The sequence below is a fragment of the Modestobacter marinus genome (genome assembly GCF_019799945.1).
Lineage (GTDB): Bacteria > Actinomycetota > Actinomycetes > Mycobacteriales > Geodermatophilaceae > Modestobacter > Modestobacter marinus_B.
The window spans coordinates 20,795-44,572 of record NZ_JABGCH010000016.1; the positions used below are offsets into that span (position 1 = coordinate 20,795).

Here is a 23,778-nt window from a genome sequence, read left to right on the forward strand (position 1 = left end):
CGGGACCCGCGGCGTGGTGACGGGGCGGCCCCTGCCCCCGGCCGGCCACCGCCACGTGTCCCCGCATCCCCCGCGGGGGCACGTGGCCCCTCCCGCGGTCGCGGTCAGCCGTCGCGGCGCAGGCCCCGTTGCACCATCTCGTAGCTGGACAGGACCTCCAGGAAGAAGTCCGACGCCGCAGCCGCCACCGCCGGTCCCTCCTCGGCGGGCGTGCCCGCCAGCACCTCGATCAGCACGTCGTGGTGCACCCGGACCAGCTCGAGGAGGCCGAGGCCGGCCTGGAGGGCCGAGCGCCCGATCTCGTACCCGGCGTGCAGGGCGGACTCCTCGTGCCGGGCCAGGAACCGCAGGAACGCGGCCCGGTAGCTCCGGAGCACGCCGTCGCGCCGGCTCACCGACCGCCGACCGCCGGGCCGGCCAGCCGTCCGCCCAGGACCGCCAGTCCCTCCTCCAGGTCGAGCGCGGTCGACACGGCGCCGGTGTGCAGCCCCAGGCGGACCATCGTGAACGCCACCTCGGGCTGGATGCCGACGATCACCGTGGCCGCCCCGCGCAGCCGCGCCATCTCAGCGATGTCCCGCAGCGTCCGGGTGGCGAAGGAGTCCAGCACGTCGAGGGCGGCCACGTCGATCACCACGCCTCGCGCGCGGTCGCGGCCGATCCGCTCGACCAGGTCCCGCTGGAAGACCATCAACTGGGAGTCGTCCAGCGCCGTGTGGATCGAGGCGATCAGGCACGTGCCCTGCCGCAGGATGGAGAACAGCCGCGGGGACGAGGTCACGGTCCACCCGCCTCGCCGCCGCGGGTCACGGTGAACCCGAGCAGCCGCTCGGCCTCCTCCAGCCCGCCCTGGAGGTCGCCGATGGTGTCCATCTTGCTGAGGTCGACACCGATGGTGACGAGGGTCTGGGCGATCTCCGGCGACAGCCCGGTGATGATGACGCTCGCCCCCATGAGCCGGGACGCGTCCACCGTCTGCACCAGGTGGTTGGCCACCGCCTCGTCGACGTCGGGCACACCGGTGATGTCGACGACGACGACCTTCGCGCGGTGCGTCCGGATGCCGGTCAGCAGCTGCTCGGTCAGCTGCCGGGCCCGCTCCCGGTCGAGCACGCCGATGATCGGCAGGATCAGCAGGCGCTCCCGGACCGGCAGCACCGGGGTGGACAGCTCCCGGATGGAGTCCTGCTGCTGGCGGATCACCCGCTCCCGCTCGTCGACGAAGCTCACGGCCACGGTGTTGGCGATGCGGTTGGCCGCGGGCTCGTAGGCGTCCAGCACCCGGTTGAGCACGTGCATGTCGCCCTGGTACTTCTCGAACAGCGACCGGGCCAGGACATCGCGGAGCAGCAGGACTATGCCGACCACCTCGTGGGTCTCGACCCCGCGCGGGATGATCCGCTCGGAGAGGTCCCGCGCGTAGTGCTGCAGCTCCTCGACGCTGCCGGTCTCGAGCACCTCGACGTAGTTGTCGTAGACCGACGTCGTCTCGGCGACCATCTCCGAGGCCGTCATCGCCTGGAGCAGGTGGGCCCCGTTGATGCGGCCGACCCACTCCTCCCGGAGCCGGGTGCGGTGCTCCCGCAGGTGAGCGACGAGCTGCGGCAGGAGGCCCTCCTCCTCGGTCGTCCGCACGGGCGCGCTGTCCGTGGTCGCTGAGCCGGTCACGTCGCCGTCCTCCCTGGTGGTCATCCGACCTCCCGCCACTTGGTCATGATCACGGTGGTGCCGCGGCCCCGCTCGGAGGCGAGCGCGAACTCGTCCATCAACCGCCGGGCTCCGGGTAGCCCGAGGCCAAGCCCGTGGTAGGTGCTGTAGCCGTCGCGCAGCGCCTCGTCCACGTCCGCGATGCCGGGTCCCGAGTCCCGCGCGGTGATCCGGATGCCGCGCCGCGGGTGGTCCAGCAGCTCCACCAGGACCTCCCCGGCGTCGGCGAAGCGCACGATGTTGCGGACCACCTCGGACACCGCGGTGGCGATCTCGGTCAGTTCGGTGGGGGAGAACCCGATCCCGGCGGCCGCCTCCCGCGCGGCCTGACGGGCCGCGACCACGTCCGAGTCGGTGCGGACGGCGACCCGGATCTCGTCGTCCCGATCACGGCCCCGGCCCATCAGCGGCTCGCTGAGCCGGGCGCACAGCTCGCACTCCAGCAGGTGGTGCGCCGCGTCGACCTCCCGCTGCCGACGCCGGTCGCCGCCGGAGATCGCGATCAGCACGGGCCGGCAGCGCCCCGTCGGCGGCTCGACCCGCTCGAGGGCGAGCAGGTACTCCACGCGCAGCCGGGCGCGGGTGCGGTTGAGCTGGGCGGCCACCGCCCCCGCGGTGGACCCGAGCTCGGCGGCGAGCGAGCGGGTGTCCTGTCCGGACACCTCGTGGGCGAGGAGCGTCCGGCGCTCCCGCTCGGACAGCCGGGTGAGCGCCTCGGTCATCGCCACGCGGTCCTCCCGGGCGAGGATGCCCTCGTCCGGCGACTGCGACGGCCGGAGGTCGACGACCCGGTGCTGGTGACGCCGCTGCCGGTCCTGGTCCCGCCACATGGACGCGACGACGTTGCGGGCGGTGACGATGGCATAGGGCTCGAGCATCCCGGGCTCGATCCGGCCGACGGCGCCGAGGACCCGGGCCAGCGTCTCCTGGACCAGGTCGTCCGCGGTCGCCGGGTCCGGCACCCGGGCGGCGACGATCCGCCGGACGATCGGGATGAGCGCCGCGACGTCCGGGGACCCGAGACCGTCGGGCACACCGCCAGCAGGCTCCGGGGCCGGCATGCGGGGAACGGTACCGCCGGCGCCCGCCGGTCGCGGGTCCTGCGCGCGAGGTCGCGGGCCGTCACCACGCCGCGCGGCCCGCCCGGTCGGCGTCCAGGAGACCGGCGCGGAGCCGCTCCGCCGTCCGGCGGCGCTGCTCGGCCCGCTCGCGGAGCACCTCCGCCAGGGCGGCGTTGTCCGAACTGGCGGCCCGGCGGTCCAGCACGGCCGCCGTCTCCAGGTGCAGGGCGATCCGGCGCAACTGGTACAGCACCTCGCGACGACGGGCGAGGGACTGCACCGGCGGCGCACGGTCGGTGCGCGGGTCCGGTGGCTCGTCGCCCTCACGGGACACGCCGTCGGAGATCACGTCGCACCTCTCGGTCGCCGGACGGGCTGGCCTGCACCGATGAGGACGCCTGACCAGCGGTCACATGACGCGGCGGTCCCCGGGACGGCGGCCCGGCGGGTGGGACGCGAGGAGATCGCGCGCCATCGGTCGTTCAGCTGCAACCGGGCCGTCGGCTGCCGAGAACGTCTGCGACGTGTCCGCCCAGCCGGGCGGGCCGGTGGAACCGAGCGCCGCGGCTGACCCGGCGGCGATCCAGGGCGATGGAGGACGACAGATGAGGCGTCGCAGCAGCAGCCCGGACCGGGCGGTGCTCACCCCCGCGGAGATGCCTCGCGACGTCGAGGCGGTGGAGCGGGTCATCGCCGTCCTCGACCGCGGCGTCACCGGCCCGGTGCACGCCCACCGGACGGTCACCGAGACCCTGGTCGACGCCCTGGGGCTCGCCTACGGGGCCTCGTGGCTGCCCGGTGCGGACGGCGCCTTCCACCTGAGCGGCGAGTCCGGGGACCTGGCGCGCGCCATGTCCTCGGCGACCCCGCGGATCACCCGGATCACCGGGGTGGACGGCTACGGCGGGCAGGCGATCCGGAACAAGCAGGCCGTGGTCATGGACGCCGACACCGACACCGCCACCTGCCGGCGCTGGGCTGCTGCCCTGGCCGCCGGCGCGACCCACGGCTGCGTCCTCCCCACGATCGAGAACGGGCAGGTCACCGCCCTCTACGAGTACTACGGCCGCAGTGAGCTGCCGTTCTTCGGCGGCCGCAAGGAGAAGTGGGACTCGCTGGGCCGCCTGGTCACCCACGCGCGCCAGGCCGCGCTGGCCAAGGCGCTGCTGCAGGAGACGTTGGACGACCGCGAGGCGGTGACCACCGTGGTCACCCAGATCGGCGCCGCCCGGGACCAGCAGCAGGCGCTGCGGATCGCGCTGGACACCGTGCGCGAGGCCTTCGGCTGGGCCTACGGCTCGTACTGGGCGCTGGACCCGGCGGCCAACGTGCTGCGCTTCCAGCAGGAGTCCGGCTCGGCCGGTGAGGAGTTCCGCAAGGTCACCCTGGCCGCCTCCTTCGCCGAGGGGGTCGGGCTGTCCGGGCGCACCTGGCGGTCGCGGGACCTGTACTTCGTCCGCGACATCGGCGAGATGACCGACTGCTGCCGGGCCCCGGCAGCGCAGCGCGCCGGGGTCAGGTCCGGCGTGTGCTTCCCGCTGCTGGTCGGCGGCCGAGTGGTCGGCACGATGGACTTCTTCGTCACCGACACCATCGAGCTGTCCGACTCGCGGGCCTCGGCGCTGCGCAACGTGCAGCAGCTGGTCTCCCAGCGGCTGGACGTGCTGCGCCGCAGCGAGGAGTCCGCCGCGAACGCCCGGGAGCTGCTGAACACCGTCTCCCGGCTGCGGGAGGCCGCCGACGACGCCGGGCGGGTCGCCGAGAGCGCGGTCAGCCAGGCCCAGACGATGACCCGCGAGGTCCTCTCCCTGGACGAGGCGTCCGCCGCGGTCGGGGAGGTCATCCGGATCATCTCCGGCATCGCCGACCAGACGAACCTGCTCGCGCTCAACGCCACCATCGAGGCCGCCCGCGCCGGCGAGCTGGGCAAGGGCTTCGCCGTGGTCGCCAGCGAGGTCAAGGACCTGGCCCGGGAGACCGCCAACGCCACCCAGAAGGTGTCCGACCAGATCGCCGGGATCCAGGCCAGCAGCCGGGCGGTCGCCGACGGCATCCACACCACCAGCGAGGTCATCGGCCGGCTCGACGTCGTCCAGGCGCGCATCGGTGAGGTGCTGGAGGAGCAGGCGCGGATGGCCTCGGCCATCACCACGACCGGCTGACGTCCAGCCGGACGGGCGCACCTCACTCCCGGGAGGGGGTTCCCCGCTCGTCCGGCTGGGCAGGATCACGGTCATGCGCCTTCCCAAGCCACGGGGCCCGCTGAGCGCCGCACTGGTGACCGACCTCGCCGCCGGGCACACGCTCGGCGCCCGCACGACCGCTGCCGCCGAGACCGCGCTCGCCTCGGTCCCCGACGTCCTCATCGACGACGACCTGCAGCTGAGCCTCGCGATCTGCTACGAGCTGCACTACCGCGGGTTCGACGGCGTCGACGACGCGTGGGAGTGGGACCCCGAGCTGCTGCGGCTGCGCGGCCGCCTCGAGGAGCGGCACCTGACCGCCCTGCGGGAGCTGGCCGGGGACGTCGAGGTCACCGACGACCCGGTCGACCAGCAGCTTGCCGCCCTGATCGCCGCCGACGACGGCCCCTCGCTCTCCCGGTACCTGGCCCGGCACGGGACCGTGGAGCAGTGGCGGGAGTACCTGACCCTGCGGTCGGTGTACCACCTCAAGGAGGGCGACCCGCACACCTGGGCGATCCCCCGCCTCGCCGGGCGGAGCAAGGCCGCGCTGGTCGAGATCCAGGCCGACGAGTACGGCGGAGGCGTGCCCGAGCGCATGCACAGCCAGCTGTTCGCCGGGATGATGCGCGACCTCGGCCTCGACCCCGGTTACGGCGTGCTCTGGGACGACGCCCCCGCCGTGGCGTTCACGGCGGTCAACACGATGTCCCTGTTCGGGCTGCACCGGCGCCGGCGCGGGGCGTGCCTCGGTCACCTGGCCGCGGTCGAGATGACCTCCTCCGAGCCCAGCCGCCGGTACTCCTCGGGGCTGCGCCGGCTGGGCTTCGGGGACCGCACGACCGTCTTCTACGACGAGCACGTCGAGGCCGACGCGGTGCACGAGCAGATCGCCTCGGTCGACATGTGCGGCTCGCTGGTGGCCGAGACCCCGGCACTGGCCGCCGACGTCCTCTTCGGGGCCCGCTGCTCCCTCGTCCTGGACGGCCTGGCCGCCACCCACCTGCTCGGCGCCTGGGAGCAGGGCCGGTCGGCCCTCCGTCAGGAACCGGAGCTCGCTGCCTGATCCCCGCGGCCGGTGTCCCCGAACAGCCGGGCCGCCGGCCGCGGGCGGGCCGGGGCGCTGCCGGAGTGGAAACCGGCCCGCTTGTGCGTGCCGTCGCAGAACGGCTTGATCGCCGACTTCCCGCACCGGCACAGCGCGACGGTCTTCCGGCCGGGGTCGATCTCGTTGCCGTCGGTGTCGACCAGCCGGAAGTCGCCGCGGACGATCAGCGGCCCGTCCCGGTACGGCGTGATGGTCGCCGTCGGCTCGTCGGACGGCGGGAGGTCCCGCACCAGCTCGTCGGAGACGTCGACGGACTCCTCGGGATCCGTGCTCAACCCGGTCAGCTCCCCTCGGGACGGTCGTAGAACACCCGCTCCGCCACGGCCCGGGCCCGCCGGGTGACGCGCCGGTAGTCGTCGAGGAACCGGCCGGCGTCCACGTCGGGTCCGTAGCCGCAGGCGCGGGCGACGCCGTTGAGCTCCAGCCCCTGCCGCGGCAGCTGGTCCCCGGGCCGGCCGCGGACCAGGAAGACGGCGTTGCGGGCGCGGCTGGCCAGCTCCCAGGCCGTCTGCAGCGCGTCGGCCTGCTCGGCGTCCAGCAGGGCGGCGTCCCGCAGTGCCACGAGCGCGTCGACGGTGGGGGTCACCCGCAGCGCCGGCACCCGGGCGGCGTGCTGCAGCTGGAGCAGCTGCACGGTCCACTCGACGTCGGCCAGCCCGCCGCGGCCCAGCTTGGTGTGCGTGGCCGGGTCCGCGCCGCGGGGCAGCCGCTCGCTGTCGACCCGCGCCTTGATCCGGCGGATCTCGGCCACCTGCTCGGCGTTCAGCCCGCCGTCGGGGTAGCGCAGCGGGTCGATGAGCGCGACGAACGCCCGGCCCAGCTCCTCGTCCCCGGCGACCGGCGCGGCCCGCAGCAGCGCCTGCACCTCCCAGATCGCCACCCAGCGCTGGTAGTACTCGGCGAACGCCGACAGGCTGCGGGACAGCGCCCCCTGCCGGCCCTCGGGCCGCAGGTTGGCGTCGACCTCGAACGCCGGGTCGGGCGCCGGCTCGGACAGCAGCCGGCGCAGCGTGTGGGCGACGGAGTTGGCCGCCTGCGCCGCGCGGGACTCCTCGGTGCCGCCGCGCGCCCGGTGCACGAACAGGACGTCGGCGTCGGACCCGTAGCCCATCTCCGCCCCACCCAGCCGGCCCATGCCGATGACCGCGAGGTCGGCCGGCACGTCCTCGGGCGCCACGCCCGCCTCGGCCGCCCAGTTGCGCACGGCGGCGTCCAGGCCGGCCTGCAGGGTGGCGACGGCGACGTCGTGCAGCGCCCGGCCGACCCGGACGACGTCCAGCCGGCCGAGCAGGTCCGCGCAGGCGATCCGCAGCAGCTCCTGGCGGCGCAGCGAGCGCAGCACCCGCACCCCGGCCGTCGCGTCGCCGGCCCGGGCGACGGCCTGCCGCCAGGCGGAGGCGAGCGTGTCGGCCGAGCGCGGCTCCAGCTGCGCGTCGTCGCTGAGCAGCCGCATCGCCTCGGGGGTGCGGGTGAGCAGGCCGGCGACGTACTGGCTGGAGCCCAGCAGCAGCGCGAGCCGCTCGGCGGTCTGGCCCTCGTCCCGCAGCAGCCGCAGGAACCACTGGTCCCGGCCCAGCGCCTCGCTGACCCGGCGGTAGGCCAGCAGGCCGGCGTCCGGGTCGGCGCAGGCGGCGAACGTCTGGATGAGCACCGGCAGCAGGTAGCGCTGCATGGACGCCGAGCGGCTCAGCCCGCCGGTCAGCGCACCCATGTGCCGCAGCGCGCCCTCGGGGTCGGCGAAGCCCAGCGCCCGCAGCCACTCCCCCGCCGCCCTGGGCCCGAGCTGCAGCTGCTCGCCGGGGACCTTGGCCACCGCGTTGAGCATCGGCCGGTAGAACAGCTTCTCGTGCAGCCGGCGCACCACCCGGGTGTGCAGGGCGAGCTCCGCCCGGAGCACCTCCACCGAGTCGCCGCGGGCGTCGGGCTTGTAGCCCAGCGACCGGGCCAGCCAGCGCAGCTGGTCGTCGGCCACCGGGATCAGGTGGGTGCGGCGGAGCCGGAGCAGCTGGAGGCGGTGCTCGACGGTGCGCAGGAAGCGGTAGGCGGCGATCAGCGTGGCGACGTCGTCCCGGCCGATGTAGCCACCGGCGCCGAGCACGGTGAGCGCGGGGATCGTGCCGCCGACCCGCAGCGAGACGTCGGCGCGGCCGTGCACCAGCTGCAGCAGCTGCACGCTGAACTCGACGTCCCGGAGGCCGCCGCGGCCCAGCTTCAGCTCCCGGTCGGCCTGCGCGGCCGGGATGTGCTTCTCCACGCGGCGGCGCATCGCCTGGATCTCCCCGACGAAGCCCGGCCGGTCACCGGCCTTCCAGACCAGCGGCCACAGCGCGTCGACGTACTCCTGGCCGAGCGCCGGGTCACCGGCGACCGGCCGCATCTTCAGCAGCGCCTGGAACTCCCAGGTGCTGGCCCACTGCTCGTAGTAGGCGCGGTGCCCGGCGAGGGTGCGCACCAGGACGCCGGCCTTGCCCTCCGGCCGGAGCGCGGCGTCGACCTCCCAGGCGGCCTGCCCGCAGATCCGCATGAGCGCCCCGGCGACCCGGGTGGCGGTGGCCAGCGCCGCGGGCTCGTCGTGGCCGCCGGGCACGTCGGCCAGCGCCTCGGCGACGAACACCACGTCGACGTCGCTGACGTAGTTGAGCTCGCGGCCGCCGGTCTTGCCCAGCGCGATGACCGCCAGCCGGCACGGCGCCGACCCGTCGGGCTGCTCGGCCACGGCCAGCGCCAGCCCGGCGGCGAGCACGGCCCCGGCGATGTCGGCCAGCTCCGCGGCGACCTCGTCGGCGGGCAGTCCGTCACCGAGGTCGCGCCCGGCCACCGACAGGACCGCCCGCAGGTAGGCGTGCTTGAGGTCGCGGACCCGGGTGGGGTCGGTGTCCGAGGCCGCGGCGCCCAGGCCCACTCCCCACGGCGGGTCGTCCGGGTCGGCGCCCACCGCGAACAGCATCTGCTGCTGCAGCTCCTGGGCGCTGGGCCGGGCGGCCCAGCGGTCCTCGGTGTCGAGCACGACCCAGTCGCCCGGATGGGCGACCAGGTGGTCGGCGAGCCCGGCCGAGGCGCCCAGCACGGCGAGCAGCCGCGAGCGCAGCTGCCCCGAGCCGCGCAGCCGGGCGAGCAGTGCTGCGGCGGGGCCGCCGTCGGGGTCGTCGGCGTCCAGGGCCTCGACCAGCCGGGCCAGCGACCGGAGGGCGAGGTCGGGGTCGCCGGCGCGGGCCAGCGCCGCGACCACCGGGCCGGCCTCGGGGTCGGCGGGCTCGTTGCGCTCGAGGTCCCACAGCCCCAGCGAGGGGTCGGACAGCAGCCGCGCGGCGCGGGCGCCGTCCTCGAACCCGAAGCGGACCAGCCGGACGACGGCCCGCCGCGGCACCTCCTCCTCGGGCGTCCGCCGGGGCACGGTGGTCACCGTCAGTTCCCCACCGGCGCCGGTCGGCGGCGGGCGTGCTCCTGCACCAGGGCGGCGAACCGGCCGGCGAAGGGCGCCCACACCTCGGCCACGTCGGGGTGGACGGCGGCCGCGCGGGCGCAGATGGTCTCGATGCCCAGCCCGCTGGCGGCGACACCGACCGAGTCGCTCTCGGCCCACTGGCGGATGATCGCGTCGTCGGTCTCGATGTGGAACTGGATGCCGTACACGTGCTCCCCCACCCGGTAGGCCTGGTTCGGGTAGAGGACGCTGCTGGCCAGCAGCGTCGCCCCGGTCGGCAGCCGGTCGATCTCGTCGTGGTGGAACTGCAGCACGTCCGGCGAGAGCGGCAGCGGCGCGAACAGCGGGTCGGCGCAAGCGGCGTCCCGCTTGGCCACCAGGGTGGCGCCGACCTCGGGGCCCTCGACGCCCACCCGGGTGCTGCCGCCGCCGACCTGGGCCAGCAGCTGCGCGCCGAGGCAGACGCCCAGGGTCGGGACGTCCTCGGCGACCGCCGTCGCGAGCAGCGCGCGCACCTCGACCAGCTCCGGCGACACCTCGGCCGGGTCGAGGGAGGACTGCGGCCCGCCCAGCACCAGCAGCCCGTCGTGCCCGGTCAGGTCACCCGGCAGCGGGTCACCTGCGCTGAGGTGCCGCTCGTCGAGCTCGAGCCCCGCCTCGCGGAGCCACTGCCCGAGGCGGGCCGGCGGGTCGGTGTGGTGCGGGACGACGACGAGCAGACGGGCCACGCCTGCGAGGTTAGTGCGCCGCGTGGTGCGTCCCCCGCATCCCGGCTACAGGCCGGGCAGGTAGCGCCGCAGCTCGAACGGGGTGACCTCGCGGCGGTAGGTGCCGAACTCCTCCCGCTTGTTGCGCAGGAAGAAGTCGAACACGTGCTCGCCGAGGGTCTCCGCGACCAGCTCGCTGCGCTCCATCGCGGTCAGCGCCTCACCCAGCGACACCGGCAGGTCCTGGTAGCCGGCGGCGCGGCGCTCGGTGTCGGTGAGCGACCAGACGTCGTCCTCCGCCTCCGGCGGCAGCTCGTAGCCCTTCTCGATGCCCCGCAGCCCGGCGGCGAGCAGCACCGCGAAGGTCAGGTACGGGTTGCACGCCGAGTCCGGCGACCGCACCTCGACCCGGGCGGACTGGCCCTTGTTCGGCTTGTAGGAGGGCAGCCGGACCAGCGCCGACCGGTTGGCGCGGCCCCAGGTCGCCGCCGTCGGGGCCTCCGTGCCGGCGAGCAGCCGGCGGTAGGAGTTGACCGTCTGGTTGGTGATCGCGGTGTACTCGCCGGCGTGGGTGAGCAGGCCGGCGATGAACTGCTTGGCCGTCGTCGACAACCGCATCGGGTCGGCCGGGTCGTGGAACGCGTTGCGGTCGCCCTCGAACAGCGACAGGTGGGTGTGCATCGCCGAGCCGGCCAGGTCGGTGAACGGCTTGGGCATGAAGGTCGCGTGGACGTCCTGGGCCAGCGCGACCTCACGGACGACGTGCCGCAGCGTCATGATGTTGTCCGCCGTCGACAGGGCGTCGGCGTAGCGCAGGTCGATCTCCTGCTGCCCGGGGGCGACCTCGTGGTGGCTGAACTCCACCGAGATGCCCATCGCCTCCAGCGCGAAGACCGCCTCGCGGCGGAAGTCGTGCGCCACGTTGTGGGTGGACAGGTCGAAGTAGCCGCCGGTGTCGGCCGGCTCGGGCGGGCTGCCGTCACTGGGCAGATCCTTGAGCAGGAAGAACTCGACCTCGGGGTGCGTGTAGAAGGTGAACCCCATGTCCGCGGCCTTGGCCAGGGTCCGGCGCAGCACGTGCCGCGGATCGGCCCAGGACGGCGAGCCGTCGGGCAGCGTGATGTCGCAGAACATCCGCGCCGTGTCGCTGGCCTCCCCGCGGGCGGCCGGCATGACCTGGAAGGTCCCCGGGTCCGGCTTGGCGAGCATGTCGGACTCGTAGATGCGGGCGAAGCCCTCGATCGCCGAGCCGTCGAAGCCGATCCCCTCGGCGAACGCCGCCTCGATCTCGGCGGGCGCGACGGCCACCGCCTTCAGGTATCCCGACACGTCGGTGAACCACAGCCGCACGAAGCGGATGTCGCGTTCCTCCAGGGTCCGCAGGACGAACTCCTGCTGGCGGTCCATGCTCGCCATCGTGGCCTCCGGACGTGACGGGGTTGTTACGACGCCCACCAGCCTGCCTGGTGGGGGTGACCGGGCACAGCAGCACCCCCACCCGAGGTCGCCCGGGGACGCCGCGAACGGCTCCAGGTCCCGGCTGCCGTCCTACGATGAGCACGTCGTCAGGGGCGTTGCGGTTCCGGCACGAGCGGCGCGACCGGCCCGGCGCCGGCGGCGGAGGCCGAGATGGACGTCGTGCTGGCGGTGCTCGTGCTGGCGGTGCTGGGCCTGCTGACCCTCCTGGGCGTGAGCGTCCGGGTGCTCGACCAGTTCGAACGTGGGGTCGTCCTGCGGTTCGGCCGGCTGCACGGGGACATCCGCGGTCCCGGGCTCACCTTCATCGCGCCGGTCGCCGACCGGCTGCACAAGGTCACCATGCAGGTGATCACGATGCCGGTGCCCGCCCAGGAGGGCATCACCCGGGACAACGTCACCGTCAAGGTCGACGCGGTCGTCTACTACCGGGTGTACGACCCGGTCCGCGTCGTCGTCGACGTGCAGAACTACCAGGCCGCCATCGCCCAGGTGGCCCAGGCCTCGCTGCGGTCGATCATCGGCAAGAGCGAGCTGGACGACCTGCTGTCCAACCGCGAGCGGCTCAACCAGGGCCTGGAGCTGATGCTGGACAGCCCCGCGGTCGACTGGGGCGTGCACATCGACCGGGTGGACATCAAGGACGTCGCCCTGCCGGAGACGATGAAGCGGTCGATGTCGCGGCAGGCCGAGGCCGAGCGCGAACGCCGCTCCCGGGTGATCACCGCCGAGGGCGAGCTGCAGGCCTCCCGGAAGCTCGCCGAGGCCGCCGCGGTGATGGGCGCGGAGCCCGCGGCCCTGCAGCTGCGACTGCTGCAGACGATGGTCGAGGTGGCGGCGGAGAAGAACTCGACCGTCGTCCTCCCCTTCCCGGTCGAGCTGCTGCGCTTCCTGGAGCGGGGCACTCCCCCCGAGCCCGCGCCGCCGGCCGCCAACGGCCGCGTGCCGGCGCCCCGGCCGGCCTCGGTGACCGACGGCGGGTGACCCCACCCCCAGCCTGCGACGCCCGGTGTACTTGGATCTGGCCGACGGCACCGGTCGCCCGGCCGAGCGCGGTCACCTCAGGAGGAGCAGGCATGACCGAGTCGGTTCTCTACGGCGGCCAGTCGACCACCCGGGTCCGGGTGCACCACCTGCAGCAGGCCAAGGAGCGCGGTGAGCGGTGGGCGATGCTCACCGCCTACGACACCTACGCCGCGCAGGTGTTCGAGGACGCCGGCATCCCGGTGCTGCTCGTGGGCGACTCCGCGGGCAACGTGGTGCTCGGGCACAGCACCACCGTCCCGGTCACCGTCGAGGACATGCTGCTGCTGACCAAGGCGGTGACCCGGTCCACCCGGCGGGCGCTGGTGGTCGCCGACCTGCCGTTCGGCAGCTACGAGTCCGGGCCGCAGCAGGCGTTCGACACCGCCGTCCGGCTGATGAAGGAGGGCGGCGCGCACGCGGTGAAGCTGGAGGGCGGCGTCCGGGTGGCCCCGCAGATCGAGCTGCTCACCCGCTCGGGCATCCCGGTGATGGCGCACGTGGGCTTCACGCCGCAGAGCGAGCACGTCCTCGGCGGCTACCGGGTGCAGGGCCGCGGGACGGGCGCGGAGCAGCTGCTCGCCGACGCGCACGCGGTGCAGGAGGCCGGGGCGTTCGCCGTCGTCCTGGAGATGGTGCCGGCCGCGACCGCCGGCCAGGTGACCAAGGAGCTGGTCATCCCGACCATCGGGATCGGCGCGGGACCGGACTGCGACGCGCAGGTGCTCGTCTGGCCGGACATGGCAGGGCTCAACGGCGGGCGGGTGCCGAAGTTCGTGAAGAAGTACGCGGACCTGCGGGGTGAGCTGCTGCGGGCGGCGCAGGAGTACGCCACCGAGGTGCGGACCGGCGCCTTCCCGACCGCGGAGCACTCCTTCGAGTGAGCAGCAGCCCGTGGCCGACGGCGTCCACCCTCACCGCCGTGACATGGGTGCCGCCCTGTGTCCGGTCGCGGCGGGCGCTGGTCGACCAACGGTAGGACCACGATCACCCACCGCGCCCGACACCCACGGTCGAGCAGGATTCCGGGTCGTCCCCGTCGTAAACCGTTGTCGGGTTCGTCCGGCCGTCGGTTGACTCCGCGCCTCACATGAAGGTTCACGCGGCCGGCCCGCGGGTGACCCGTCGTGCCGGCCCAGATCGACGGCTGGTCCGGACGTCGTCCCGGGTCCGTGGTCGGTGAGCACCCGACGCCAAGAAGGGGCGGCCGAGGTCGATGGTCCTCTCCACGTGCTCGATCGGGATCGCTGTCGTGGGTGCCGGCTACTGGGGGCCCAACCTCGTCCGCAACGCACAGGCGACTCCCGCACTGCGGCTGGAGTACCTCTGTGACCTGGACCCGGCCCGTGCACGGGAGGTCCTGGGCGACTACAGCACCGTCCAGGTCAGCACGGACCTGGACGAGGTGCTCGCCGACCCGGCGGTCCAGGCGGTGGCGGTGGCCACCCCGGCGGCGACGCACGTCGACATCGCACTCGCCGCGCTGTCCGCCGGCAAGCACGTGCTCGTCGAGAAGCCGCTGGCGTCGACGTGGGCGGACGGGATGAAGGTGGTGCAGGCCGCCGAGGACGCCGGCCTGGTGCTGATGCTGGACCACACCTACTGCTACACCCCCGCGGTGACGCGGCTGCGGGACATGCTGCGCGGCGGTGAGCTCGGCGCGCTGCAGTACCTGGACTCGGTGCGCATCAACCTCGGGCTCGTGCAGCCCGACGTCGACGTCGTCTGGGACCTGGGCCCGCACGACCTGTCGATCCTCGACACCGTCCTGCCCGACGGCGTGCGCCCGGTGACGGTCGCGGCGCAGGGCTCCGACCCCCTCGGCTGCGGGCAGGTCTGCGTGGCGCACCTGTCCATCCAGTTGTCCAACGGGGCGATCGCCCACGTCCACGTGAACTGGCTGTCGCCGACCAAGGTGCGGACGACCATCGTCGGCGGATCGCGGCGCACGGTCGTCTGGGACGACCTCAACCCGACCCAGCGGCTGTCGGTCTACGACCGCGGCGTCGAGGCTCGGGACCCGGGCTCGCTCGGCCCGGAACAGCGTGCCCAGACCCGCGTCGCCTACCGCGTCGGCGACATGGTGGCCCCGGCGCTGCCGGAGAAGGAGGCGTTGCGCAGCATGATGGCCGAGTTCGCCGCGGCGATCACCGAGAAACGTCCACCGCTGACCGACGGCCGCTCGGGGCTGCGGGTGCTGGCCATGCTCGAGGCGGCCAGCGAGAGCCTGCGGGCCGGGGGCGCCGCGGTCCCCCTCGGAGACCGGACATGAGCGCCGCAGTCGAGCTGGCCGGCACCCGCGCTCTGGTCACCGGGGGGGCGGGCACGATCGGATCACACGTCGTGGACCAGCTGGTGCAGGCCGGTGCGGCGGAGGTGGTCGTGCTCGACAACCTCGTCCGCGGGCGGCTGGCCAACCTGGAGGGCGCCCTCGCCCGGGCGCCCGGCGTCGTCCGGGTCGTCGAGGGCGACATCCGGGACATCGCGACCGTGCACGAGCTGACCGCGGGCGCGGACGTGGTGTTCCACCTCGCGGCGCTGCGGATCACGCAGTGCGCCGAGGAACCGCGGCTGGCCCTGGAGTCCCTGGTCGACGGGACGTTCACGGTGCTGGAAGCAGCCGCCGAGCACGGCGTCAGGAAGGTCATCGCCTCGTCGTCGGCGTCGGTCTACGGCCAGGCCGAGGAGTTCCCGACGGCGGAGCGGCACCACCCGTACAACAACGACACCTTCTACGGAGCGGCGAAGGTCTTCAACGAGGGGATGCTGCGCAGCTTCAAGGCGATGTACGACCTGGACTACGTCGCGCTGCGCTACTTCAACGTCTACGGGCCCCGGATGGACATCCACGGGCTCTACACCGAGGTGCTCATCCGCTGGATGGAGCGGATCCGCGCTGGTCAGCCGCCGCTGATCCTCGGGGACGGCCGGCAGACCATGGACTTCGTCCACGTGGCCGACATCGCGCGCGCCAACGTCCTCGCTGCGAAGGCGGACGTGACCGACGAGGTCTTCAACATCGCCGCCGGCGAGGAGACGAGCCTCCTGGAGTTGGCGCAGCGACTGGTGAGGGCCATGGGCTCCGACCTCGGGCCGGTCCACGGTGAGGCCCGCCGGGTCAACGCGGTGACGCGGCGGCTGGCCGACGTCACCGCCGCGCGGGAACGCCTGGGCTGGGAGCCGCGGATCGGGCTGGACGAGGGTCTGCGTGACCTCGTTGCGTGGTGGCTGTCCGAGCAGGCGCCCGTTGCGACTGCCACCCCCTGACCGAGCCAGCCGAGATCCGAGGAGTTCCATGACAGCCCTCTCCCAGCCCGACGCCGACCTGACGACCATCCCGGTCATGCGGCCCTGGTTGGGCGAGGAGGAGGTCGCAGCAGCAGCCGAGGCGGTTGCCTCCGGGTGGATCGCCCAGGGGCCGCGTGTGCGGGCCTTCGAGGAGGAGTTCGCCCGACGGGTCGGTGCTGCCGAGGCGGTCGCGGTGTCCAACTGCACGACGGCACTCCACCTGGCCCTGCACCTGCTGGGCGTCGGCCCCGGCGACGAGGTGGTCGTCCCGTCGTTCTCCTTCATCGCGACGACGAACGCGGCCCGGTACGTCGGCGCGCGACCCGTGTTCGCCGACGTCGATCTCGCGACGGGCAACCTCACCGCCGACACGGTGGCACCGGTGCTCACCGACCGGACGCGGGCCGTCATCGTGGTGCACCAGGCAGGGGTCCCCGCCGACACCCGATCGCTCCGCGACCTGCTCGAGCCGCGGGGCGTCGCCGTCGTCGAGGACGCCGCCTGCGCCATCGGCAGCACGGTGTACGGGCGGCCGGTCGGCGCCGGCGTCGACCTGGCCGCGTTCTCCTTCCACCCGCGCAAGCTCGTCACCACCGGCGAGGGAGGCATGCTCACCACCCGCAGTCCCGAGGTGGCGACCAGGGCCCGCCGGTTGCGCGAGCACGGCATGAGCGTCAGCGCGGCCGACCGGCACGCGCGGGGCAGCGTCACGCCCGAGCAGTACCTGGAACCGGGCTTCAACTTCCGCATGACCGACGTGCAGGCCGCCATCGGCCGGGTCCAGCTCACCCGGATCGACGCGATGGTGTCGCGGCGCCGGGAGCTGGCGAGCCGCTACCGCGAACTGCTCGCCGACGTGCCGGGGCTGCGGCTGGTCGCCGATCCGCCGTGGGGGACGACGAACTACCAGTCCTGCTGGGCGCTCCTCCCCCCGGACCTGCCGGTGTCGCGCGACGACGTCCTCGCCCAGCTCGCCGGCGCCGGCATCTCCGCACGCCGGGGGATCATGGCTGCCCACCTCGAGCCCGCCTGTGCGGACCTGCCGCGACGGGAGCTGCCGGCGACGGAGCGGTTGACGGCCGACAGCCTGATCCTGCCGCTCTACCACCAGATGACCGAGCCCGAGCAGGACCGAGTGGTCACGGCGCTGCGAGCGGTGGTCCGGTGAGCCCCTCCCACCCCCTGGGTGAAGGGCGGTGACGGCGACCGTGCGGGCGGCGGTCCCGGCCGGGTGCCGCCCGGAGCGCCTGGCCCGGCTCATGCGCGAGGCCGTCGACCGGTGCCGGCTCGACCTCACCGGCCGGCACGTCCTGACCGAGGCGGCGACCGGCGCCTACGTCTCCACCGCGGTCATGGCCGCGATGGCGGGGGGACGCGTCACCGCCTACACGCGAGCCACCCGGCACGGGACGGTGGCCGAGGTCCGGGCCTGGACGGAGCGGGTCGCTGCAGCTGCCGGGGTCCGCGGCGCGGTCGAGGTCGTGGAGGACCTCTCGCCCGCCCTCATCGGCACGGCCGACGTGGTGACCAACAGCGGCCACCTGCGCCCGCTCGACGCCGCGTTCGTCGGCTCGCTCCGGCCGGGCGCCGTGGTCTCCCTGATGATGGAGGCCTGGGAGATCGGGGCCGGCCGGGTCGACGTGGACCTCGCCGCGCTGCGCCGGGCCGGTGTCCCCTTCGCCGGTACCGACGAGCGACACCCGGCGGTGGGGGTCTTCGACTACCTCGGCGTCATGGCCGTGAAGCTGCTCGTCGACGCGGGCATCGCGGTGCTCGGTTCCCGTGTGCTCCTGCTGTGCGACAACCCCTTCGGGCACTACGTCGCCCGGACCCTGCGCGCCTGCGGTGCCAGGGTGACCGTGGCCGCGTCGCCGACCGCGCTGACTCGTTGCGAGCCGGCCGACGCGGTCGTCGTGTCACTCACCCCGGCGGAGGTCTTCCGGGTGACACGCGAGGACCTGGCGACGGTTGCCCTGCGGATGCCCGACGCCGTCGTCGCCCAGTTCTTCGGCGACGTCGACCGCGCGGCAGCCGAGGAGCTGGGCATCCACTGCTGGCCCGACCCACCGCCCCCGCACGGCCACATGGGAGTGCTGCCCAGCGACATCGGGCCCGAGCCGATCATCCGGCTGCAGGCCGGCGGCCTCAAGGTCGCTCAGGTCCTCCGGACGCCGGAACACGAGCGGACCGACGCCGACCGCGGGTTCCTCGATGTCCTCTGACCGGCGCGGGCGGGTCCTGCTCGTCGGGCAGGGGCCGACGTCCGCCACGGCCCTCCGCTCGCTGACCGCCACACATGAGGTGGTGGGACTCGTCCGGAAGGCACCCGCCGGCGACGCGGCCCTGGCCGAGGCGGTCCGGGCCGGGGTACCGGTGCACGAGGCAGCCACCGTGCGCAGGGTGCGGGCACTCGTCCACGAGCTCCAGCCGGAGTGCGTCGTCGTGTCGTCCTACGACCGGGTCCTGCCCGAGGACCTGCTGGACCAGTGCCGGTTCGTCAACGTGCACTACTCCCCCCTCCCGCGGTACCGGGGACGGGCCAACGTCATCTGGGCCGTGATCAACGGAGAGCCCGAGGCCGCGATCAGCGTGCACGAGATGGTGCCGGGCCTCGACGCGGGCCGGATCCTCTACCAGGAGCGGGTGCCCATCGGTCCCCGCACGACCACATCACGGCTCTACGGCCAGCTGAACGCCCTGCAGGAGCGCGAGCTCGGCCCAGCGGTGTCCCGGTTCCTGGCCGGCCACCGGGGGGTACCGCAGGACGAGACACAGGCGACGTACGGGTGCACCCGCGTCCCCGACGACGGCGAGCTCGACTGGTCCGCGCCGACGGCGGTGCTCGACCGCCTGGTCCGCGGACTCACCGCGCCGGCGCCCGGTGCGTTCACGTTCCTCGGGCTGCAGCGGCTGTGGGTGGACGAGGCCGAGCCGGCTCCGGAGGCGGCCCGGTACGAGGGCCGGGTACCGGGCCGGGTCGTCCGGGTCTGCCCTGCCGGGGGCTGGGTCGACGTGCTCACCGGCGACGGCGTCCTCCGCCTGCACCGAGTGCGGCTGGCCGCCGGAGCCAGGGTGCCGGCGGCTGACGTCCTGCGGTCGGTCCGGGCGACCCTGGGCCTGCGGAGCACCGACCTGGTGCGGGAGCTGACCCAGCTCCGCGCCCAGCTGGCGTCCGGAGTGCAGGACACCGTCGCGTCTCCGTCCGACTCCGAAGGGAACTCCCTGTGACCACCGTCGAGACGTCCACCGTGCCCCTGGTGGACCTGCGCATCCAGCGCGACAGGGTCGCCGACGAGGTCGGCGAGGGCCTGGCCCGGGTGCTGGAGGCCACGGCGTTCATCCAGGGCCCGGACGTCGCGGCGTTCGAGCGGGAGTTCGCGGACTACACCGGGCGGGCGCACTGCATCGGTGTCGGGAACGGGACCGACGCGCTCGAGTTCGCCCTGCGGGCCGCCGGCATCGGCCCGGGGGACGGCGTGGCCGTGCCGGCCAACTCCTTCGTGGCCTCGGCGGAGGCGGTCCTGCGGATCGGCGCGGAGCCGGTGCTCGTCGACGTCGACGAGCGGTACCTGCTGCTCGACCCCGAGGCACTGGAGGCCGTGGCCGGCAGGTGCCGTGCCGTGCTGCCCGTGCACCTGTTCGGCCAGATGGCGCCGATGGGACGGATCGGCGGGATCGCCGAGCGGTACGGGCTGGTGGTCGTCGAGGACGCCGCGCAGGCGCAGGGCGCGACGCACAGGGGCGTCCCGATCGGTGGCTGGGGTGCCGCGGCGGGCACCAGCTTCTACCCGGGGAAGAACCTCGGCGCGTACGGGGACGCGGGCGCTGTCATCACCGACGACCCCGAGCTGGCGCGCCGCGTGCGGTTGCTGGCCAACCACGGCAGCGAGGTCAAGTACGAGCACGAGATGATCGGGTTCAACTCGCGCCTGGACACGCTGCAGGCCGTGGTGCTGCGCGCCAAGCTGGCCCGGCTCGACGTCTGGAACGAGGAGCGGCGCGCCGCCGCCCGGTGCTACACCGAGCTCCTCTCCGGTGTCCCGGGTGTCCGCGTGCCGGAGGTCGCGCCGGACGACGAGCACGTCTGGCACCTGTACGTCGTGCGGGTGCCCGGCCGCGACGCGGTGCTGGCCGATCTCCAGGCCTCGGGGGTGGGCGCCGGGATCCACTACCCCGTCCCCCTGCACCTGACCGGAGCGCTCGGCGGCTCCGCGGACCGGCAAGGCGAGCACCCGGTCGCGGAGCGGGCGGCCGCCGAGATCCTCTCCCTCCCCCTCTACCCCGGCATCACGACGGTGCAGCAGGAACGTGTCGTGGCCGCGCTCTCTGCCGCGGTGACCCGCCATGCCTGACCCGGCGGTCCAGGTCCACCCCCTCGGGCTGTGCGAGAGCGAGGACGTGGGGCCGGGGACGCGCGTGTGGGCGTGGGCGCACGTCCTGCCCGGCGCCCGGGTGGGCGCCGACTGCAACATCTGCGACCACGCGTTCGTCGAGGGCGGCGTGCGGCTGGGCGACCGCGTCACGGTGAAGAACGCCGTCCTCCTCTTCGACGGCGTCGAGGTGGGCGACGACGTCTTCCTCGGCCCGAACGTCGTGTTCACGAACGACCTGAGACCCCGGGCTCACGTGAAGAAGGGGCGTGACGCCCTGCTGCCCACGGTGGTCGAGGAGGGGGTCACCCTCGGTGCCGGGACCGTCGTCGTGTGCGGGGTCCGGATCGGCCGGCACGCCTTCGCGGCAGCCGGTGCGGTGATCACCAGAGACGTCCGACCGCACTCCTTCGTGGCCGGCAATCCCGCCGTCCATCGCGGGTGGGTGTGTGTGTGCGGACGAGCACTGACCTCGGAGCTGTGCTGTCCGTGCGGCCGGGTCTTCTCGCAGGGGGACGGCGCGGTGCTGGAAGTCGCGCGCTGACCCGACCGGACGTGCTCGACGTGGAGCTCGTCGCCCATCGCCGAAGAAGGGATCAGGATGAAGATCCTCGTCTACCCCCACTCGATGGAGATCGGTGGGAGTCCGCTCAACGCCATCGAGTCCGCCGCACACGTGGAGCAGGCAGGGCACGAGGTCCTGGTGTTCGTGCCTGACGGCCCGCTCCTGTCCCGCGTCAGGGAACTGGGTCTGGAGTACCACCGTGCCCCGGTGACGGGCACATCGCCCTCGCTCCGGAACATGAACCGGTTGATCGAGCTGGTGCGCACCCGCGCCATCGATGTGGTGCACGGCTACGAACGGATGCCCGTGCTGGAGCTGGCGTACGGCCCCCACCTGCTCCTCGGGACACCCATGGTGGCCACGACCATGGACATGACCGTCAAGAAGTTCCTGCCGAGGCACGTCCCGCTCACCGTGGGCACTCAGGAACTCGTCGAGACGGCGCGTGCCCGGCATGCGGAGGTCCATCTCATGGAACCGCCGATCGACACCGACCTGAACGCCCCCAGCTCAGATCCCCGTTCTGCCCGGCAACAGTTCGGCGTGGCGGACGACGAGCTGCTGCTCTCCATCGTCTGCCGGATCACCACCCATCTGGAGAAGGTCCACGGGGTGCTCGAGGCGATCGCCGCGGTCGACGAGTTGGCGGAGCGTTTCCCGGTCCGGCTGCTGGTGGTCGGTGACGGTGCCGACCTGCCCCGGGTGCGGGCGGCCGCAGCGCCGGTCAACGACCGGACGGGGCGCGAGACGGTGATCGTGACCGGGGAGCTGCTCGATCCCCGCCCGGCCTACGATGCCGCGGATGTCGTCCTGGGCATGGGGAGCTCGGCGTTGAAGGGACTGGCCTTCGCCAAGCCGCTCGTCGTCCAGGGGCCGTCGGGTTTCTGGGTGCTCCTGACACCGGAGAGCGCACCTCTGTTCCTGGACGTCGGTTTCGTGGGCAACCGACCCGGGGGCGGTACGCCGGCGCTCGTCGACATCCTCCGGCAGGTCCTCCCGGACGCCTCGGCACGGCAGGAGCTCGGGGACTACGGGCGTCGCCTCGTCGTCGAGAGGTTCTCGCTCCCGCCCGCTGCGGCGCTGGAGCAGCGCCTCTATAGCCGCGCGCTGTCCAGCCGCTCGACAGTCGTCACCCGGACGCGGCACCTCGCCGGACCTGCCGCTGGAGCGGCGACGTACAAGACCGGCAAGGCGGTGCTCAACCACGTCGTACCGGAGCCCTACCGGGACCGTCTCCGCACGAGGTTCGCACCGCTGTGGGACCTGCCCCCCGCCTCTGACCCCGCACGTCCTGCTGGGTCGTGGACGACCCCCCAGGCGACCTCCTACGCCGAGGAGTCCACGGGAGAGCCCGGCACGGTGGCGAGCGGACCGGGTGCCGAGCGGGCCGGCAGCAGCGACCGCATCGGCCACACGATCGGCCCGTAGACCACCACCACCGACAGGCCTGCGCACAGCAGCCGGGCCAGATCGCCCTCCACCGTGGCGGTGACCCCCCAGGCGACGAGCCCGATCGCCATGCCTCCGAGGGCGGGACGGAGGCACGCCGCCAGTGCCCGTCCGGGGCCGACGCCCACCCGGCGGAGGACGGCCAGGAAGACCGGGGTGACCACGATCGCCGCGACCAGTGCGTGGGCGGCCGCGGCACCTCGGATCCCGTCGACGCGGGCACCGACGGCGAGGGCAGGCCCGAGGGCGAGGAGCCACAGGAACTGGAGCCCGGCGAGGAGCCGGGAGTGGCCCAGTGCGACGAAGAGGTCGTAGGCGACGGTCAGCCCGATCCTGACCACACCGAAGGCGGCCAGGAGGGGGAGGGCCTGCGCCGCGAGATCCCACCGCTCGCCGTAGAGGAAGCGGACCAGCGGTCCGGCGTAGGCGGCCAGCAGTACCGCCGCCGGGATCGTGGCCGCCATCAGCAGGGCCAGGCCGCGTTCGAAGGCCCGGGACAGCAGTTCACGGTCGTCGACGAGTCGGGAGAAACCGGCCAGGGCGACCCGTCGCGCCGCGTCGGAGAACAGGAGCAGCCAGTTGGACTGCCGGACGGCCAGCAGGTAGTAGCCCAGCATGGTCTGGCCGAGGACGCTCCCCACCACGATGTTGTCGACGTTGATGACGGACAGCGCCAGCAGACTGGCGCCGGCCAGCGGCAGCCCGAACGACAACAGTGGCCGGACGACTCGGCGGTCCCAGCCGGGCCAGACCCGTACCGGCGCAAGACAGAGGTGGGAGGTCGCCAGGCAGGCGTGCCCCACCACGGTGCCCCACGCGAAGGCGTACGCGCCGGTACCGGCCAGCGCGAGGCCGATCGTGACGGCGGTCGTGGAGACGAACATGACCGCTTCACCGACGAACAAGCGCTTCTGGAGGAAGAACCGGTTCAACACCCCCCATGGCGTCATCGCGATGCCGTCCAGCACGACGGCGAAGCACATGAGGCGCACGACCCCGACGGCGTCGGGAGCGTTCATCCACCCGCAGAGCGCAGGTGCGAGCGTGAAGGTCACCGCGTACATGCCCAGGCTCGTCGCCGTCGCCATCGTCATCACCGTCGGGGCGATCTCCCGGACGTCCCCTGGGCGCTGCACGAGCGCCAGGCTCACCCCGAGCTCGTTGGCACTCTGCAGGAGGGTCAGGACGGTCAGCGCGATGGCGTAGACGCCGAAGTCCTCGGGGGACAGGATGCGCGCGAGCACGATGGCCGAGACCAGTGCACCGACACGGAGCACCATGTTGTTGACCAGGCTCCAGGCGAGACCGCTCCGGACCCTGCCGGCGACGCTGGAGTGCTCAGCATCGGGTGGTGGTCCCGCTGTCACGTCACCGCCACGAGCCATCCGCTGACCTCCTCCGGGAGGGGCGCAGTCCG

22 protein-coding genes are annotated in these 23,778 nt (G+C 73.7%); 12 read left to right on the top strand and 10 right to left on the bottom strand.

What is annotated here, in order from left to right; genetic code table 11:
- Positions 1-104 precede the first annotated feature (104 nt).
- From HK417_RS14065 to HK417_RS14085, 5 genes are all read right to left on the bottom strand, one after another.
- Positions 105-395: a phosphatase RsbU N-terminal domain-containing protein gene (locus tag HK417_RS14065; protein ID WP_222267485.1), complete on the bottom strand. Its 291-nt coding sequence runs from the start codon at positions 393-395 to the stop codon at positions 105-107.
- Positions 392-781: an STAS domain-containing protein gene (locus HK417_RS14070; protein ID WP_222267486.1), complete on the bottom strand. Its 390-nt coding sequence runs from the start codon at positions 779-781 to the stop codon at positions 392-394. Before HK417_RS14070 ends, HK417_RS14065 begins: the two co-directional genes overlap by 4 nt.
- The gene (locus HK417_RS14075) at positions 778-1,692 is read right to left on the bottom strand and encodes an STAS domain-containing protein (RefSeq protein WP_222267488.1); all 915 of its coding nucleotides are present in this window, start codon (positions 1,690-1,692) and stop codon (positions 778-780) included. Before HK417_RS14075 ends, HK417_RS14070 begins: the two co-directional genes overlap by 4 nt.
- Complete coding sequence (locus tag HK417_RS14080) at positions 1,689-2,768, bottom strand: sigma-70 family RNA polymerase sigma factor (RefSeq protein WP_222267490.1); 1,080 nt, start codon at positions 2,766-2,768, stop codon at positions 1,689-1,691. The genes HK417_RS14075 and HK417_RS14080 overlap by 4 nt, the downstream gene beginning before the upstream one ends.
- A 61-nt stretch (positions 2,769-2,829) precedes the next feature.
- Positions 2,830-3,117: a hypothetical protein gene (locus HK417_RS14085; protein WP_222267492.1), complete on the bottom strand. Its 288-nt coding sequence runs from the start codon at positions 3,115-3,117 to the stop codon at positions 2,830-2,832.
- Positions 3,118-3,373: 256 nt separating this feature from the next.
- Between HK417_RS14085 and HK417_RS14090 the strand changes: the two genes are divergently transcribed.
- Together HK417_RS14090 and HK417_RS14095 are read left to right on the top strand one after the other, a co-directional pair.
- Positions 3,374-4,930: a methyl-accepting chemotaxis protein gene (locus HK417_RS14090; protein WP_222267494.1), complete on the top strand. Its 1,557-nt coding sequence runs from the start codon at positions 3,374-3,376 to the stop codon at positions 4,928-4,930.
- Positions 4,931-5,003: 73 nt separating this feature from the next.
- The gene (locus HK417_RS14095; RefSeq protein ID WP_222267496.1) at positions 5,004-6,017 is read left to right on the top strand and encodes an iron-containing redox enzyme family protein; all 1,014 of its coding nucleotides are present in this window, start codon (positions 5,004-5,006) and stop codon (positions 6,015-6,017) included.
- On the opposite strand, the gene HK417_RS14100 is transcribed toward HK417_RS14095, so the two are convergent.
- Genes HK417_RS14100 through glnA form a run of 4 tightly spaced genes read right to left on the bottom strand, consistent with a single transcriptional unit; the run spans position 5,993 to position 11,597 of the window.
- Positions 5,993-6,334 carry a CDGSH iron-sulfur domain-containing protein gene (locus HK417_RS14100; RefSeq protein ID WP_222267498.1) on the bottom strand — a complete coding sequence of 114 codons (342 nt, stop codon included), beginning with the start codon at positions 6,332-6,334 and terminating at the stop codon, positions 5,993-5,995. The genes HK417_RS14095 and HK417_RS14100 overlap by 25 nt on opposite strands.
- Positions 6,335-6,339: 5 nt before the next feature.
- Positions 6,340-9,462: a bifunctional [glutamine synthetase] adenylyltransferase/[glutamine synthetase]-adenylyl-L-tyrosine phosphorylase gene (locus HK417_RS14105; protein WP_308123578.1), complete on the bottom strand. Its 3,123-nt coding sequence runs from the start codon at positions 9,460-9,462 to the stop codon at positions 6,340-6,342.
- Positions 9,463-9,464: 2 nt separating this feature from the next.
- Positions 9,465-10,211, bottom strand: a complete 747-nt coding sequence (locus tag HK417_RS14110; protein ID WP_222267500.1) for a type 1 glutamine amidotransferase — start codon at positions 10,209-10,211, stop codon at positions 9,465-9,467.
- A gap of 45 nt (positions 10,212-10,256) precedes the next feature.
- Positions 10,257-11,597, bottom strand: a complete 1,341-nt coding sequence (gene glnA, locus HK417_RS14115; protein ID WP_222267502.1) for a type I glutamate--ammonia ligase — start codon at positions 11,595-11,597, stop codon at positions 10,257-10,259.
- A gap of 222 nt (positions 11,598-11,819) precedes the next feature.
- Between glnA and HK417_RS14120 the strand changes: the two genes are divergently transcribed.
- The 10 genes from HK417_RS14120 (at position 11,820) to HK417_RS14165 (ending at position 22,340) form a co-directional block, all read left to right on the top strand.
- Positions 11,820-12,650: a slipin family protein gene (locus HK417_RS14120; RefSeq protein WP_222267504.1), complete on the top strand. Its 831-nt coding sequence runs from the start codon at positions 11,820-11,822 to the stop codon at positions 12,648-12,650.
- 92 nt (positions 12,651-12,742) lie between these two features.
- A complete protein-coding gene (panB, locus tag HK417_RS14125; RefSeq protein ID WP_222267506.1) occupies positions 12,743-13,573 on the top strand; it encodes a 3-methyl-2-oxobutanoate hydroxymethyltransferase in 831 nt (276 codons plus the stop codon).
- 332 nt (positions 13,574-13,905) lie between these two features.
- Positions 13,906-14,961 (top strand): Gfo/Idh/MocA family protein, encoded by a 1,056-nt coding sequence (locus HK417_RS14130; protein WP_222267508.1) that lies wholly within the window; start codon positions 13,906-13,908, stop codon positions 14,959-14,961.
- Positions 14,958-15,956, top strand: coding sequence for an NAD-dependent epimerase/dehydratase family protein (locus HK417_RS14135; RefSeq protein ID WP_222267510.1), 999 nt, complete (start codon positions 14,958-14,960; stop codon positions 15,954-15,956). Before HK417_RS14130 ends, HK417_RS14135 begins: the two co-directional genes overlap by 4 nt.
- A gap of 28 nt (positions 15,957-15,984) precedes the next feature.
- Positions 15,985-17,145 carry a DegT/DnrJ/EryC1/StrS family aminotransferase gene (locus HK417_RS14140; protein WP_222267512.1) on the top strand — a complete coding sequence of 387 codons (1,161 nt, stop codon included), beginning with the start codon at positions 15,985-15,987 and terminating at the stop codon, positions 17,143-17,145.
- 28 nt (positions 17,146-17,173) lie between these two features.
- Positions 17,174-18,199 (top strand): hypothetical protein, encoded by a 1,026-nt coding sequence (locus HK417_RS14145; RefSeq protein WP_222267514.1) that lies wholly within the window; start codon positions 17,174-17,176, stop codon positions 18,197-18,199.
- Positions 18,189-19,205, top strand: coding sequence for a methionyl-tRNA formyltransferase (locus HK417_RS14150; protein WP_222267516.1), 1,017 nt, complete (start codon positions 18,189-18,191; stop codon positions 19,203-19,205). The genes HK417_RS14145 and HK417_RS14150 overlap by 11 nt, the downstream gene beginning before the upstream one ends.
- Positions 19,202-20,329: a DegT/DnrJ/EryC1/StrS family aminotransferase gene (locus HK417_RS14155; protein ID WP_222267519.1), complete on the top strand. Its 1,128-nt coding sequence runs from the start codon at positions 19,202-19,204 to the stop codon at positions 20,327-20,329. Before HK417_RS14150 ends, HK417_RS14155 begins: the two co-directional genes overlap by 4 nt.
- Positions 20,322-20,891 (top strand): acyltransferase, encoded by a 570-nt coding sequence (locus tag HK417_RS14160; RefSeq protein WP_222267521.1) that lies wholly within the window; start codon positions 20,322-20,324, stop codon positions 20,889-20,891. The genes HK417_RS14155 and HK417_RS14160 overlap by 8 nt, the downstream gene beginning before the upstream one ends.
- A gap of 57 nt (positions 20,892-20,948) precedes the next feature.
- Complete coding sequence (locus HK417_RS14165) at positions 20,949-22,340, top strand: glycosyltransferase (RefSeq protein WP_222267523.1); 1,392 nt, start codon at positions 20,949-20,951, stop codon at positions 22,338-22,340.
- Here HK417_RS14165 and HK417_RS14170 read toward each other — a convergent pair.
- The gene (locus HK417_RS14170; protein ID WP_222267524.1) at positions 22,238-23,746 is read right to left on the bottom strand and encodes an oligosaccharide flippase family protein; all 1,509 of its coding nucleotides are present in this window, start codon (positions 23,744-23,746) and stop codon (positions 22,238-22,240) included. The genes HK417_RS14165 and HK417_RS14170 overlap by 103 nt on opposite strands.
- Positions 23,747-23,778 lie beyond the last annotated feature (32 nt).